A 14,063-nucleotide genomic window follows, 5' to 3' on the forward strand; every position below is an offset into this window, starting at 1 on the left:
AGGCCTGTCCGGCGAGCGAGGACGAGGCGGCCGACGGGCGCTCCTGGTGACGCCCCCACGTCACCTCCCGCGCGCACTCGCCGACGGCTGAACCAACTCGTCGTAGACACTCAGCACTTGTGCGATCGTGTCGTCCTCCGTGGGCCAACTCGCCGCCTGCACCCGCCCCGCAGCAGCCATCCGCTTCCGCGCCGCCGGATCTCCGAGCAGCCGCACGACGACCCGCGCCAGCGCCTCCGCGTTCCCGTACGGCACAAGTTCCGCAGCGTCACCTACGAGTTCGGGCACACCGCCCACCGCGGTGGCGACCAGCGGCACCCCCAGCCGCAGCGCCTCCTGTGCCGGCACCGACCGCGCCTCCCAGCGGCTCGGCAGCACGGCCAGATCCGCTGCGGCGAGGAGTTCGGCGATGTCCTCCCGGCTGCCGATCAGTCTGACGGGCAGGTCCTCGTTCCGGATCCGCCGCTGCAGAGCACCCCGCTCCCGCCCCTCCCCCGCGATGACCAGCAGGGGTACGGGGTCGAGTTGGCGCCACATCCGTGCCGCGTCGAGCAGCGTGTCGTACCCGCGATGCGGTACGAGGCTGCCTACCGAGATCAGTAACGGCCGTCCCACCGAACCGAGTTCGGCGCGCACCTTGCCGCCGTGAAGCCCAGTGGGACTGCGCGGCGCGGGAACGGCGACCGGAGCGAGACGTGCGTCACGCGCACCTCTGTGCCGCGCCCGGTCGACCAGATCCGACGACGTTCCGAGCACAACGGCCGCAGCCCGGGCGGCCCTTCGCTCCAGCAGGTGGAGCAACCGGCTGCGGGCGCCTTCGGCATGAGCCCGGGTGTGCCAGGTCAGAACCAGCGGTGTGCGCCGTCCACCGAGCGCAAGACCGGCGCGTACGGCGGCGTGCAGCCCGTGCGCATGGACCACGTCCGCCCCCGCGCACCCCGCCCGCAGCGCGGCGACGGCGGCCGGGTCACTGCGTCGCGGTACCGGGACGAAGCGGGCCCCGGTACCGGAGAAGTCGTAGGCGCGGTCCAGCTCGGCCGGGGCGCAGACGGTGACCTGCACGCCTCTCGCCACCAGCCCTGCGGCCAGCGAGCCGACGTGAGCGCTGCTGCCGGCACTGCCGCCGCCCAGGACTTGGACCGTACGCAGCTGTGACACGTTGAATGGCTCCCGGAGCTCCCGAGTCGGCGGTATGTGCACCGCCAAGGATGCCAGTCCGTACGCACGTTCCGGGACCGTCGGCCCGTCGTTCCGGCGTGGGCGGCGACGACCAGGCATGCGTTACCACCCGGACGGGTGAGTACAGCGGTGCGATATTGCCGCGTCAGCGACCCGACAGCGCCCGGGCGAACCCGCTGAGCCGCCCCCGCGCACAGCCGCTGCCACAACCCCTGCCGCATGGGCGGCGAGCCCGGCCCGGCCGTTGCCCGCGACGACCGCGACGCCGACGGCTGCGCCCAGGGCGTGCGCCCCGGTGTCGCCGATCATGGTGCGTTCCCGGCGACCCCGGCGGCAACGGCAGCGGCGACGGTCCTGCTGATCATTGCTCCGACAGGGGCCAGGCTACGAACCCGGCCCCGGACCGAGGCACGGGGGCATCAGGACGCAGCGCTCCAGGGAGTCGCGCCGCCGCCCTACCCGTCCGTCCGCGCCGCGGCCAGCAGCTCCTCCGCGTGCGCCCGGGCCGTCTCCGAGTCCTCCTGCCCCGCAAGCATCCGGGACAGTTCCCGTACCCGCTCCTCGCCCTCCAGGACCTTGACACCGCTGCTGGTCACCGATCCGTCGACCGTCTTCTCGACCAGCAGCTGACGGTCGGCGAAAGCCGCCACCTGCGGCAGGTGCGTGACGACGACCACCTGTGCGGACCTGGCGAGCTTCGCCAGCCGCCGCCCCACCTCTACGGCCGCCTTGCCGCCGACACCCGCGTCGACCTCGTCGAATAGATAGGTGGGTACGGGGTCGGAGCCCGCGAACACCACCTCGACGGCCAGCATCACCCGGGAAAGCTCACCGCCCGAAGCTCCCTTGGCGATCGGCCGGGGCTGGGCACCGGGGTGCGGTGCCAGCAGCAGCTCGACCTCGTCGGCGCCGGACGGACCGTAGACGACGCTCCGGCCGCCGATCTCGATGCCGGACGCGTCGTCCACCGCGTCGGTCTGCCGGATGTCGAAGGAGACCCGGGCGTGCGGCATGGCGAGCGAGGCCAGTTCCGCGGTCACCGCTTCGGCGAAGAGTGCCGCCGCCGCCGTCCGCGCATCGGTCAACGCCTGCCCGAGGTCGGAGAGTTCGGCCCGCAGCGCGTCCCGTTCCGCGGTCAGCTCGCCGATCCGGTCGTCGTCGCCCTCCAGCTCGGTGAGCCGGGCGGCCCCGTCCTCGGCCCAGGCGAGGACGGCGGCGATGTCCTCGCCGTACTTGCGGGTGAGCCCGGTGAGCGCGGCGCGCCGCTCCTCCACCGCGGCGAGCCGCAGCGGGTCGGCGTCCAGCTGATCGGCGTACCCGGCCAGTTCGCCCGCCACATCGGCGAGCAGGATGGAGATCTCACCGATCCGGTCGGCGAGCGCGGCCAGCGCCGGGTCGTGGGCACGGACGGCGTCCAGCGAACGTCCGGCGGCCGCGACGACAGTCGTCGCGTCGACGGCCTCCTGGTCCTCCGGGTTGCCGGCGAGCGCGGCGTGCGCGAGGGCCGCAGCGGAGGCGAGCGCTTCGGCGTGGCCGAGCCGCTCGGCTTCGGCTGCCAGATCGGTGTCCTCGCCGGGGAGCGGTTCGATCCCGGCGATCTCGTCGAGCCCGAAGCGCAGCAGATCCGCTTCCTGGGCGCGTTCGCGGGCGCGCGTGGTCAGCTCGTCGAGCTCCGTGACCACGGCCCGCAGCCGCCGGTACGCCGCCGCGTACTTGGCGTGCGGCACGGCGACCCCGTCGCCCGCGTACCGGTCCAGGGCCTGCCGCTGCCGGGCGGGCTTGAGCAGCCCCTGCTGGTCGGTCTGGCCGTGCACGGCCACGAGTTCGTCCGCGAGTTCGGCGAGCACGCCCACCGGCACGGACCTGCCGCCGAGGTGGGCGCGCGAGCGCCCCTCAGCGGAAACGGTACGGCTGATGAGCAGCGCGCCGTCGTCGAGCTCGGCCCCTGCCTCCTCGGCCCGCACCGCGGCCGTGTCACCGGCGGACACAGTGATCCGCCCTTCGACGACAGCAGCTTTGGCGCCGACCCGCACCAGGGCGGGGTCGGCGCGCCCGCCGAGCAGCAGTCCCAGGCTGGTGACGACCATGGTCTTGCCCGCGCCGGTCTCACCCGTCACCGCGGTGAAACCGGGTGACAGCTCCACCACCGCGTCGTCGATGACCCCGAGCGACCGTATCCGCATCTCCTCCAACACGGACACGACCTTACGAGGTCCGGGCCCCGCTGTGCGACGGGCCCCGGCCGCGGATTCACTCTCCCGTGCGCCGTGCGACCACGACCTGCGGTTCCGGAGCAGTCATCCGGGGCATCACGAGCGATCAGTGAGGGGCGCCCCGCCACCCCGAGACCGGCAGCGCGAACTTCGCCACCAGCCGGTCCGTGAACGAGGCGTGGTGCAGCCGCGCCAGCCGTACGGGCACCGTGCCGCGCCGCACCTCGACGCGCGCCCCGGCGGGCAGTTCCACGGTCCTGCGTCCGTCGCACCACAGCACACCGTGCGGCGTGTGCGGCTGGACCTCGACGGCGAGCACCGAGGTCGGCGACGTCACCAGCGGCTTGGCGAACAGGGCATGGGCGCTGATCGGTACCATCAGCAGCGCCTCGACCTCCGGCCACACCACCGGCCCGCCGGCCGAGAACGCGTACGCCGTCGACCCGGTCGGCGTCGCACAGACGATTCCGTCACAGCCGAATCCGGTGACCGGCCTGCCGTCGATCTCCAGGACGACTTCGAGCATCCGCTCGGGCGACACCTTCTGCACGGCCGCTTCGTTGAGCGCCCAGTCGCTGTGGACGATGTCGCCGTTGCTGTGCACCAGGACATCGATCGTCATGCGCTCCTCGACCGCGTACGCCCGGGTGACGACCCGGTCGACCACCTTGTCCAGGTCGTCGCGCTCGGCCTCGGCGAGGAAGCCGACCCGTCCGAGGTTGACGCCGAGCATCGGCACCCCGGAGGCCCGGGAGATTTCCGCGCCACGCAGCAGCGTGCCGTCCCCGCCGAGCACGACCAGCAGCTCACAGCCGTCCACGGCCCCGGGTGTGGCGTCCTCGACCGTCTCCACGGACGGTGGGAGCGGCAGATCGGCGGCCTCCGCGGCAAGGACCCTTACACCGAGTCCACTGCGCAGCAGCCCTTGTACGACGAGCTCGGCGCTGCGGATCGCGGCCGGCCTGCCGGTATGCGCCAAAAGAAAGACAGTTCGTGCCGCATTCGTCGTCAACGAGGCCCCTCCGCCACTGCACGGTCGACATCCGCGGGATCCAGTTCCGGTGCTCCGGCCCGCAGCCACAGAAAGTACTCGACGTTGCCGGACGGCCCGGGCAGCGGGCTCGCGGTCACGCCGCGCACTCCGAGCCCCAGCGCCCAGGCCCGGCGCGCCACCTCCCGTACCGCTTCGGCCCGCAGCTCCGGGCTGCGCACCACACCACCGCTACCGAGCCGCTCCTTGCCGACCTCGAACTGCGGCTTGACCATCAGGACCAGGTCCGCATCGGAGGCAGCACAGCGGGCCAGAGCGGGCAGTACGAGCCCCAGCGGGATGAACGACAGATCGCCGACCACCAGGTCCACCGCCTTCCCGTCGATCGCCTCCAGCGTCAGTTCCCGCACGTTGGTACGGTCCTTGACGGTGACGCGTTCATCGGACTGCAGCGACCACGCGAGCTGCCCGTAGCCGACGTCGACAGCGACGACATGGCCGGCTCCGGCCCGCAGCAGCACGTCGGTGAAGCCGCCGGTCGACGCCCCGGCGTCCAGCGCCCGCCGCCCCTCGACCGTCAGCCCGAGCGGTACGAAGGCGGCGAGTGCGCCCGCGAGCTTGTGCCCGCCGCGCGAGACGTACTCGGGGTCGCTGTCGTCCTTGATGACGACGACAGCGGCGCTGGTCTCGACCTGGGTGGCGGGTTTGGTCGCGGTGTTGCCGCCGACGGTCACCCGCCCTGCGGCGATCAGCTGGCTCGCGTGCTCGCGAGAGCGGGCGAGATTACGGCGTACCAGCTCGGCGTCGAGGCGGCGACGTGCCACTCCTGCCACGTTCGGTTCAGCTCCTGTTGTTGTACGAGGGCATCGGTGCGGGTACCGGTGCGGGTGCGGGCCGGGCGTCCAGCGCGGTCAGCGCATCGCGCAGCCCACGGTGTACATCCTCGTACACCTCGATGTGTCCGTCCGCCGGGAGGTGGTCCGCATCCGCCAGCCGTTCCAGCCGTGCGTCCACCTCGGCGTTTCCGGTGGGGGTACGCACGACGCCGAGGGGCGCGGGGGCGGCGGGTTCGGGAGCCGGCCCGGCCGTCCCCTCCTGCTCCCCGGTCACCGCTGCGGGCTCCGGCATCAAGTCGCTCATGCGGAAACGCTACCGCGAAGCGCTGAGGTACCGTCGATCACGATGGCGACCATGGCGGAGTGCCGCAGCGCACTCGAGAGACTTTCCGACAACCTCACGACGGCCCAGGGTGACGTGCGCAGCGCGGCCGCCCTGGACCGCTCCCTGAGCTGTCACATCAAGGACCTCGCGATCACCTTCACCGGCCGTCTCAAGGACGGCCGGATCGAGGTACTGGACACGGTCGAGGGCCCACCGGCGGAGAAGGCGGAGATCTGTCTCACCATGACCGGCGACGATCTGGTGGCCATGGTGAACGGCGAGCTGAACTTCGCGCGGGCCTGGGGCTCGGGAAGAGTCCGGCTGGAAGCAGGCTTCCGAGACCTTCTGCGCCTCAGAGCACTGCTGTAACCCAGACGCCGGCGGTCGAGGGCAGCACGCCCCCGCCGGTATCGACCCCCCCGCTCCGACGGCACACGCCGAGCCCGTCCGGCGATCGAGGACGAAGCACGCCCGCAGGTCGCGCGAACCACCGCGGCTCCACGCCCGCCGCCGTTCAGGCGCCCACCGAATCGACCACCCGCGCGCGCCGCGCGCCGCGCGCGGCCGGCACCACCAAGGGCGTCCCCGTCTCCGGATCATCGATCACCTGGCACCGCAGCCCGAACACCCGCTCCACGAGCTCCGCCGTGACCACGTCCCCCGGCGCCCCCTCGGCGATGATCTCGCCTTGGCGCATGGCGATCAGGTGCGTGGCATAGCGCGCGGCATGGTTCAGATCGTGCAGCACGGCGACCAGGGTGCGCCCCCGCGTCTCGTGCAGTTCCGCGCACAGGTCGAGGACGTCTATCTGGTGCTGGATATCGAGGTACGTCGTCGGCTCGTCGAGCAGCAGCAGCGGCGTCTCCTGAGCGAGCGCCATCGCGATCCAGACCCGCTGTCGCTGCCCACCGGACAATTCGTCGACATAGCGATCCGCAAGCTCTGCCACACCGGTGGACATCATCGATTCCTCGACAATGCGTTCGTCCTCCGGTGACCACTGCCGCAGCAGACCCTGGTGCGGGTACCGGCCACGCGCGACCAGGTCGGCGACGGTGATGCCGTCCGGCGCGATCGAGGACTGCGGCAGCAGCCCCAGGGTCTTCGCGACCTTCTTCGCCGGCATCCCATGGATCGTCCTGCCGTCCAGCAGCACCTGTCCCCGGCTCGGCTTGAGCATCCGGGACAGCGCCCGCAACAGCGTGGACTTCCCACAGGCGTTGGGTCCGACGATCACGGTGAACGAGTTGTCGGGGATCTCGACCGAGAGGTTCTCCGCGATGACCCGCTGGTCGTATCCGAGGGTCACCGAGTCCGCGGTGAGGCGCTGCATGGTCGTACTCCCGGAGTCGGTGGGAAGGGTCGTCGATGTACTGGCGTCACGGGGCGGATCCACTGTCCGGCGGGCTCTCATATCCGCCCCGCCCTGCGCTCGGAGACGAGCAGCCACAGCAGGTAGCAGCCACCGAGCACCCCGGTGACGACGCCGACCGGCAGCTGACGGTCGCCGAAGGCGTCCATCGCGATCCAGTCGGCGACGAGCAGAAGTGCGGCGCCCATGAAGGCGGCGGGCGCCAGATTGGGTCCGGGCGAGCGCGTGAGGCGACGGGCCAGCTGCGGGGCGCTCAGCGAAACGAAGGTGATGGGGCCGGCCGCGGCGGTGGCGACGGCGACGAGCAGTACGGCGCAGCCCATCAGGACGAGCCGGGTGCGTTCCACCCGTACACCCAGGGCGTACGCGGCGTCGTCGCCCATCTCCATCATGCGCAGCGCCCGACCGTGCCCGAGCACCAGCGGAATGAGCAGACCGCACACCACCAGCAGCGGCCAGACCTGCGCCCAGTCGCGCCCGTCGAGCGTGCCGGTCATCCAGACGACGGCGCGGGTCGCGTCGACCAGGTTCGCCTTGGTGATCAGATACTGGGCGGCGGCGGTGAGCATCGCGGCCGAGCCGATACCGACGAGCACCAGCCGGTAGCCGTGCATCCCGCGCTTCCAGGCGAGCAGGTAGACGACGACCCCGGTGACCAGCCCGCCGACCACGGCGCCACCCGCGACCGCGGCAGCGCCGCCCTGGAAGAGGACGATCACCGTAAGCGCCCCGACCGTGGCTCCCTGGCCGAAGCCGAGTACGTCGGGGCTGCCGAGCGGATTGCGGGAGACGGTCTGGAACACGGCTCCGCCGACCCCGAGCGCCGCGCCGACCAGCAGTCCGACGAGGACCCGTGGCAGCCGCAGGTCGGTGACGATGAACTCCTGCTGGAAGGTGCCGTGCCCGAACAGCGTGCTCACGACCTCGCCGGGCGTCATGGCGTAGTCGCCGCTGCCGATGAGCACGATCGCGGCGCCTGCCGCCACCGCGGCGAGCACCACGATCACCACGAGCGCCCGGATGTCCACCCGGAAGGAGAGCCCCCCGCCGGTCCGCACGGCCCGCACGGCCCGCACGGCCCGCACGGCCCGCACCGACCGGACCTCGCCGGTTCCGTCCTTCGTACGGGTCTTCACAGCCTTCACAGTTGGGCCATCCTCTTGCGACGTACGAGATGGATGAAGACGGGCCCGCCGAGCAGTGCGGTCACGATGCCGACCTGCAGCTCGGACGGCCGGGCGATCACCCGCCCCACCACGTCCGCGCCGAGCAGGAGCGCCGGCGAGAGCACGGCCGCGTACGGCAGGATCCACCGCATGTCGGGCCCGGTGATGGCGCGCACCAGGTGCGGGATCATCAGCCCGATGAAGACGATCGGCCCGCAGGCGGCGGTCGCGGCCCCGCACAGCAGGGTGACGGCGAGCATCGCGAGGACGCGGGTGCGGACCAGATGGGCGCCGAGCGCCATGGCGGTGTCGTCGCCCATCTCCAAGGCGTTCAGCGGCCGGGCGATGAGCAGCGAGAGCAGGACGCCGACTGCTATGAACGGCCACACCTTGCCGACGGTCTCCATGTTCGCCGAGGCCAGCGACCCGACGGTCCAGAACCGCAGCCGGTCGAGCGCCGCCGCGTCCAGCAGCTGTACGGCGTTGACATAGCCGAACAGTGCGGCGCTGGCCGCGGTACCGGCGAGCGCGAGCCGAACAGGTGTCGCGGACCGGCTGCCGCCGAGCAGGTACACCACCACCGACACGATCGCGGCACCGAGGAACGCGAACCAGACGTATCCGGTCAGCGAAGTGACACCGAAGAAGCTGATGGCGGATACGACGGCTGCCGACGCACCCGCGTTGACCCCCAGCAGCCCGGGCTCGGCCAGCGGGTTACGGGTCAGGGCCTGCATCACCGCACCGGCGAGGCCGAGCGCGGTACCGACGATCAGCCCGAGCACGGTCCGCGGGATGCGCACGTCACGTACGAGGACATCGCCATGGGTTCCGGACGCGTGGAACAGACCGTGCCAGACATCGCCGAGCGGCAGCGCCTTGGCTCCGATCGCGACACTCGCGAGGCATACCAGCACCAACGCGACCACAGCGAGCAGCAGTCCCACGGGACGTATCGCAGGGCGCCCTGGGGACGCGGATGTCACCGGCGCGGCTATCGGACCTGCGCTCGGCTCTGAGGGACTCTCGACCAACACGAGGTTAGGTTAGCCTACCCTCCAAAACCGTCGAACCGCCCTGCTCCCCGCGCGCAACGCGGCGCCGGTAAAGCCCGATTCGTCCCGCATGGATCCCGCTACTCGGCGAACTCCCCCACGTGCCTGCCGAGTAGCGGATCCGAACGGCGCTCTACAGCCCGAGCCTGGCGACGGCCTTCCCCGCGTCCAGCCCGCAGGTACCCTCACCCGCGAACGACCAGGCAGCCCCGCACAGCGCCCGCAGCCCGTCGAGCACGTCCCCGTCGCCTTCCAGCACCAGCTCGTCGCCGCGCACCGCGGCCGTCCAGCCACCGCAGCCGAACCCGCCGGCGGTCTCGGTCACCTCGGGCTGTCCGGTCAGCAACCCCCGCAGGTCCGCATCGACATAGGTCGGCCGGTGCCTCGGCTCGGCCGCCACCAGCTGCCTCGCGTCCGTGACCCCGGTGAGCACGAGGAGCGAGTCCACACCGCCGTTGAACGCACCTTCGATGTCCGTGTCCAGCCGGTCCCCGACCACCATCGGCCGCTTCGCTCCGGTCCGCAGCACGGTCTCCCGGTGCATCGGAGGCAACGGCTTCCCGGCGACCTGCGGCTCGGCACCGGTGGCGATCCGTACGACCTCGACCGCCGCGCCATTGCCCGGCGCGATCCCCCGCGCACTCGGAATCGTCAGATCGGTGTTGGAGGCGAACCACGGCACCCCCCGGGCAATCGCGTACGCAGCCTCCGCGAACCGCCCCCACGCCATGTCGGGGCCGCCGTACCCCTGCGCCACCGCCACCGGATCGTCGTCCGCCGACTCCACCGGCACCAGACCGCGCTCGACCAGCGCGGCCCTCAGCCCCTCTCCCCCGACCACGAGCACCCGAGCCCCGGCCGGCAGCTGATCTGCCATCAGCCGGGCCACCGCCTGCGCCGAGGTGATCACATCAGCGGGCTCCGCCGGTACCCCGAGTTCGGTCAGATGCTCCGCCACCGCGGCCGGTGTACGCAGCGCGTTGTTGGTGACGTACGCGAGATGCATCCCGCCGTCCCGCGCGGCACCCAGCGAGTCGACGGCATGGGCGATCGCAGCGCCGCCCGCGTACACCACCCCGTCAAGATCGAGCAGAGCCGTGTCGTACGCCTCGCTCAGCGCGGTGCTGCTCCCGCTCGGCCGGGTCCTGCTCGCCTGACTCATATTTTTACGCTCCTCATTGCATGCTTCTCCCCCGATCATCGCGCATCCCCGCAACGCACATACGATGCAGAAATGAACACACCAGGTCCCGCCGACCAGGGACTGCGCCTGATCCCGTTCCGTGGACTGCGCTACGTCCCCGAGCGGGTAGGCAGTCTCGCCGCGGTGACCTCGCCGCCGTACGACGTCGTCGTGCGCCCCGACGGGCTTCACCACCTGGAATCCGCGGACCCGTACAACATCGTCCGGCTGATACTGCCGCAGGCCGACACGGCCGCCGCGCGTAACGAGCAGGCCGCCGAGACCCTGAACCGCTGGCTCGACGAGGGCATACTCGCCCCCGAGCCCGAGCCCGCGCTCTATGTCTACGAGCAGCGCAACGGCGAAATCCTGCAACGCGGCATCGTCGGGGCACTGGCGCTCTCGGCCCCCGCCGCCGGCATCGTGCTGCCGCACGAGGACGTGATGGCGCATGTCGTCGAGGACCGGGCCGACCTGATGCGGACCACAGCCGCCCATCTCGAACCGCTCCTGCTGACCTACCGCAGCGAGGGTCACCCGATTGGCGCGACCGCCGTCATCGAGCGCACCATCCACCGGCCGCCACTGCTCTCCACCACCACGGAGGACGGGTACAGCCACCGGCTCTGGGCGGTCACCGACCCGGCCGACCGGGCCGAGATCGAAACCGATCTCGCCCGGCACCAGGCGCTCATCGCCGACGGCCACCACCGCTGGGCCACGTACCTGCGTCTCCAGCAGGAACACACGCTTCCCGGCCCCTGGGACTTCGGCCTGGTCCTCCTGGTCGACACGGCCCGCTACCCGCTACGGGTCCGCGCCATCCACCGGCTGCTGCACCGCCTCCCGGTCGCCGACGCACTGGCCGCTCTGAACGGCGCCTTCCGCATCCGCGACATCGAGGGGCCGCTTCCCGTGGCCCTCGACGCCCTCGCCCAGGCGGCCGCCGACGGCAACGCGTTCCTGCTCGCCGGCGACGGCCGCTTCCACCTCGTCGACCGCCCCGACAAGGAGCTGCTGGCCCGCACCGTCCCGGCCGACCGCCCACCCGCCTGGCGCGCCCTCGACGCGACGGTGCTGCACGCGACCCTTCTCGACCATGTGTGGCAGATCCCGGACACCCCGGAACACATCGCGTACATACACGACACCGAGGCGGCCGTGGACCAGGCCGAGCGCCACAACGCCACCGCGGTCCTGATGCATCCGGTACATGAAGAAGTCGTCCGGGACCTGGCCCGGCAGGGCGTCACCATGCCGCGCAAGTCCACCTCGTTCGGCCCCAAGCCGGCCTCGGGCCTGGTCCTGCGCAGCCTCACCCTCGACTGAGGCCGGAGACGGAGAAGAGGGCGGCACCCCTGTCGGGATGCCGCCCTCTTCTCATGTCCTAGGCCTTGTCCGCCGAGCCTTCGTCATCGGCATCGACATCGACCGCCTCATCGGCGTCGTCGTCCTCGCCGAGAGCATCGACGAACTCGACACCGTCCAGCTCGGCGAGCCGGTCCGACGCATCGGTGGAGCCGTCCTTGTCGGCCTCCACGGTCTTCGCGAACCACTCACGGGCCTCGTCCTCGCGCCCCGCCGCCAGCAGCGCATCCGCATACGCATACCGCAGCCGAGGCGTCCACGGGTGCACAGCGTTCGAGGCCAGCTCGGAGCTCTGCAGGGTGACGATGGCGGCATCGATCTGCCCCATGTCCCTACGGGCCCCGGCCGCCACCAGCCGCATCTCGACCTGTCCGGCCTTGTCCAGCTTCTGCACCTCGGGCTCGCCGGCCATGGCCATCGCCCGCTCGGGCCGCCCGAGTCCACGCTCGCAGTCGGCCATGACGGGCCACAGTTCCACGGAACCGGTCATCCGCTTCGCCGCACGGAACTCGGCCAGCGCCTCCGCGTACTTCTGCGTCGCGTACGCGGCAAAGCCGGCCGCCTCACGCACAGCAGCCACCCGCGAGGCCAGTCGCAGCGCGATACGCGAGTACGCGTACGCCTGCTCGGGGTCCTCGTCGATGAGCCGGGCAACCATGACGAGGTTCCTGGCCACATCCTCGGCCAGGGTCTTCGGCAGGCTCAGCAGCTCCTGCCGCACATCCGTGTCGATCTCGTCACCGGTGACGTCGTCGGGAATCGGAAGCCGCTTGATCGGCTCCCGGTCCCGGTCGTCGCGCCGGTCGAAGCCACCACGGTCGTCACGCCCGCGGAAGCCACCCCGGTCGCGGTCGTCCCGCTGCCCGCGGTATCCGCCGCCGCCACGGCTGTCGTCACGGCGGAAGCCGCCACCGCGGCTGTCGTCGTCGCGACGGGGCCCACGCGGCCGCTCGTCACGGCGCTCGAAGCCACCACCGGGACGCCCACCACGCTCATCATCACGACGCGGCCCGCGGTACCCACCACGGTCGTCGTCACGCCGCGGGGCACGATCATCACGGGGGAACCTGCCCGCACCGCCACCGCGGCTGTCATCGCGGCGGAAGCCGCCCCGGTCACCGCCGCTGGAGGGCCGACTGTCATCACGACGGAACCCACCACCGGAACCGCCGCCACGGCTGTCGTCACGGCGGAAGCCGCCCCGGTCACCGCCACTGGAGGGCCGGCTGTCATCGCGACGGAACCCGCCCCGGTCACCCCCACCACGGCTGTCGTCACGGCGGAAGCCGCCACCGCGGCTGTCGTCGTCGCGACGGGGCCCACGCGGCCGCTCGTCACGGCGCTCGAAGCCACCACCGGGACGCCCACCACGCTCATCATCACGACGCGGCGCACGATCATCACGACGGAAACCACCACCGGCACCGCCACCACGGCTGTCATCGCGACGGAACCCGCCCCGGTCACCCCCACCACGGCTGTCGTCACGGCGGAAGCCACCACCGGAGCCACCGCCACGGCTGTCGTCACGGCGGAAGCCACCACCGGAGCCACCGCCACGGCTGTCGTCGCGGCGGAAGCCGCCCCGGTCACCGCCGCCACGGCTGTCGTCACGGCGGAAGCCACCACCGGAGCCACCGCCACGGCTGTCGTCGCGACGGAAGCCGCCACCGCGGCTGTCGTCGTCGCGACGGGGCCCACGCGGCCGCTCGTCACGGCGCTCGAAGCCACCACCGGGACGCCCACCACGCTCATCATCACGACGCGGCGCACGATCATCACGACGGAAACCACCACCGGCACCGCCACCACGGCTGTCGTCACGGCGGAAGCCACCACCGGAACCGCCACCACGGTCGTCCCGGGGGAACCTGCCACCGCCACCGCGGCTGTCGTCGCGACGGAAGCCACCACCGGAGCCACCGCCACGGCTGTCGTCGCGACGCGGCCCACGATCACGGTCGTCGCGACGGAAGCCACCACCGGCACCGCCGGTCGTCGGCCGGCTGTCATCACGGCGGTAGCCACCACGATCGTTGTCCCGACGCGGGCTTCCTGACCGGTCGTCACGACCACCCCGGAAGCCGCCCCGGTCACCACCGTCCCGGCGTCGCGGCTCGCGCTCCGAACGATCGTCGGGAGAGTTGGTGGACATGGGTGGAACTCCTGTCTTCGGGTACTACACACATTCTCGCGCAGTCGGCCACCCGACGCGCTTCGACAAAACAAAAAAGGACCCTTGGTCCCAGCATGAACGCTGGGACCAAGGGTCCTTGAAAGATTGTTCGGCGGCGTCCTACTCTCCCACAGGGTCCCCCCTGCAGTACCATCGGCGCTGAAAGGCTTAGCTTCCGGGTTCGGAATGTAACCGGGCG

General features: G+C 71.6%; 13 protein-coding genes and 1 rRNA gene. 2 read left to right on the top strand and 12 right to left on the bottom strand.

The window, feature by feature from the left end; all coding sequences use genetic code 11:
• Positions 1–60 precede the first annotated feature (60 nt).
• The 5 genes from ACFYP5_RS35775 to ACFYP5_RS35795 all read right to left on the bottom strand — a co-directional run bounded on the left by ACFYP5_RS35775 (position 61) and on the right by ACFYP5_RS35795 (position 5,523).
• Entirely contained in the window at positions 61–1,158 is a 1,098-nt protein-coding gene (locus tag ACFYP5_RS35775) for a glycosyltransferase family 4 protein (RefSeq protein ID WP_389043595.1), read from the bottom strand.
• A 476-nt stretch (positions 1,159–1,634) separates the two neighbouring features.
• Positions 1,635–3,380 carry a DNA repair protein RecN gene (recN, locus tag ACFYP5_RS35780; protein WP_389043597.1) on the bottom strand — a complete coding sequence of 582 codons (1,746 nt, stop codon included), beginning with the start codon at positions 3,378–3,380 and terminating at the stop codon, positions 1,635–1,637.
• A gap of 118 nt (positions 3,381–3,498) precedes the next feature.
• Positions 3,499–4,404, bottom strand: coding sequence for an NAD kinase (locus ACFYP5_RS35785; RefSeq protein ID WP_389043600.1), 906 nt, complete (start codon positions 4,402–4,404; stop codon positions 3,499–3,501).
• A complete protein-coding gene (locus ACFYP5_RS35790) occupies positions 4,401–5,216 on the bottom strand; it encodes a TlyA family RNA methyltransferase (protein ID WP_389043601.1) in 816 nt (271 codons plus the stop codon). Before ACFYP5_RS35790 ends, ACFYP5_RS35785 begins: the two co-directional genes overlap by 4 nt.
• A 7-nt stretch (positions 5,217–5,223) precedes the next feature.
• Positions 5,224–5,523 (bottom strand): hypothetical protein, encoded by a 300-nt coding sequence (locus tag ACFYP5_RS35795; RefSeq protein WP_389043602.1) that lies wholly within the window; start codon positions 5,521–5,523, stop codon positions 5,224–5,226.
• 42 nt (positions 5,524–5,565) lie between these two features.
• On the opposite strand from ACFYP5_RS35795, the gene ACFYP5_RS35800 reads away from it, so the two are divergent.
• On the top strand, positions 5,566–5,913 hold the full coding sequence (locus tag ACFYP5_RS35800; RefSeq protein ID WP_389043604.1) for an SCP2 sterol-binding domain-containing protein: 348 nt from the start codon (positions 5,566–5,568) through the stop codon (positions 5,911–5,913).
• Between the two features lie 145 nt (positions 5,914–6,058).
• Here ACFYP5_RS35800 and ACFYP5_RS35805 read toward each other — a convergent pair whose 3' ends face one another.
• The 4 genes from ACFYP5_RS35805 to ACFYP5_RS35820 all read right to left on the bottom strand — a co-directional run bounded on the left by ACFYP5_RS35805 (position 6,059) and on the right by ACFYP5_RS35820 (position 10,299).
• Positions 6,059–6,877: an ABC transporter ATP-binding protein gene (locus ACFYP5_RS35805; RefSeq protein ID WP_389043606.1), complete on the bottom strand. Its 819-nt coding sequence runs from the start codon at positions 6,875–6,877 to the stop codon at positions 6,059–6,061.
• Positions 6,878–6,954: 77 nt separating this feature from the next.
• Positions 6,955–7,992, bottom strand: coding sequence for a FecCD family ABC transporter permease (locus ACFYP5_RS35810; RefSeq protein ID WP_389043631.1), 1,038 nt, complete (start codon positions 7,990–7,992; stop codon positions 6,955–6,957).
• 65 nt (positions 7,993–8,057) lie between these two features.
• Positions 8,058–9,068, bottom strand: coding sequence for a FecCD family ABC transporter permease (locus tag ACFYP5_RS35815; protein ID WP_389043609.1), 1,011 nt, complete (start codon positions 9,066–9,068; stop codon positions 8,058–8,060).
• Positions 9,069–9,270: 202 nt separating this feature from the next.
• Positions 9,271–10,299 carry an HAD-IIA family hydrolase gene (locus ACFYP5_RS35820; protein WP_389043612.1) on the bottom strand — a complete coding sequence of 343 codons (1,029 nt, stop codon included), beginning with the start codon at positions 10,297–10,299 and terminating at the stop codon, positions 9,271–9,273.
• Positions 10,300–10,371: 72 nt separating this feature from the next.
• Between ACFYP5_RS35820 and ACFYP5_RS35825 the strand changes: the two genes are divergently transcribed.
• Complete coding sequence (locus tag ACFYP5_RS35825) at positions 10,372–11,649, top strand: DUF1015 domain-containing protein (RefSeq protein WP_389043615.1); 1,278 nt, start codon at positions 10,372–10,374, stop codon at positions 11,647–11,649.
• Positions 11,650–11,707: 58 nt separating this feature from the next.
• Here ACFYP5_RS35825 and ACFYP5_RS35830 read toward each other — a convergent pair whose 3' ends face one another.
• The 3 genes from ACFYP5_RS35830 to rrf form a co-directional block, all read right to left on the bottom strand.
• The gene (locus ACFYP5_RS35830) at positions 11,708–12,394 is read right to left on the bottom strand and encodes a tetratricopeptide repeat protein (protein ID WP_389043633.1); all 687 of its coding nucleotides are present in this window, start codon (positions 12,392–12,394) and stop codon (positions 11,708–11,710) included.
• Positions 12,391–13,719: a hypothetical protein gene (locus ACFYP5_RS35835; protein WP_389043616.1), complete on the bottom strand. Its 1,329-nt coding sequence runs from the start codon at positions 13,717–13,719 to the stop codon at positions 12,391–12,393. The genes ACFYP5_RS35830 and ACFYP5_RS35835 overlap by 4 nt, the downstream gene beginning before the upstream one ends.
• Before the next feature lie 252 nt (positions 13,720–13,971).
• Positions 13,972–14,063: ribosomal RNA gene (gene rrf, locus ACFYP5_RS35840) — 5S ribosomal RNA — on the bottom strand; the annotation flags it as partial.

Source organism: Streptomyces sp. NPDC005262, from assembly GCF_042872425.1.
Lineage (GTDB): Bacteria > Actinomycetota > Actinomycetes > Streptomycetales > Streptomycetaceae > Streptomyces.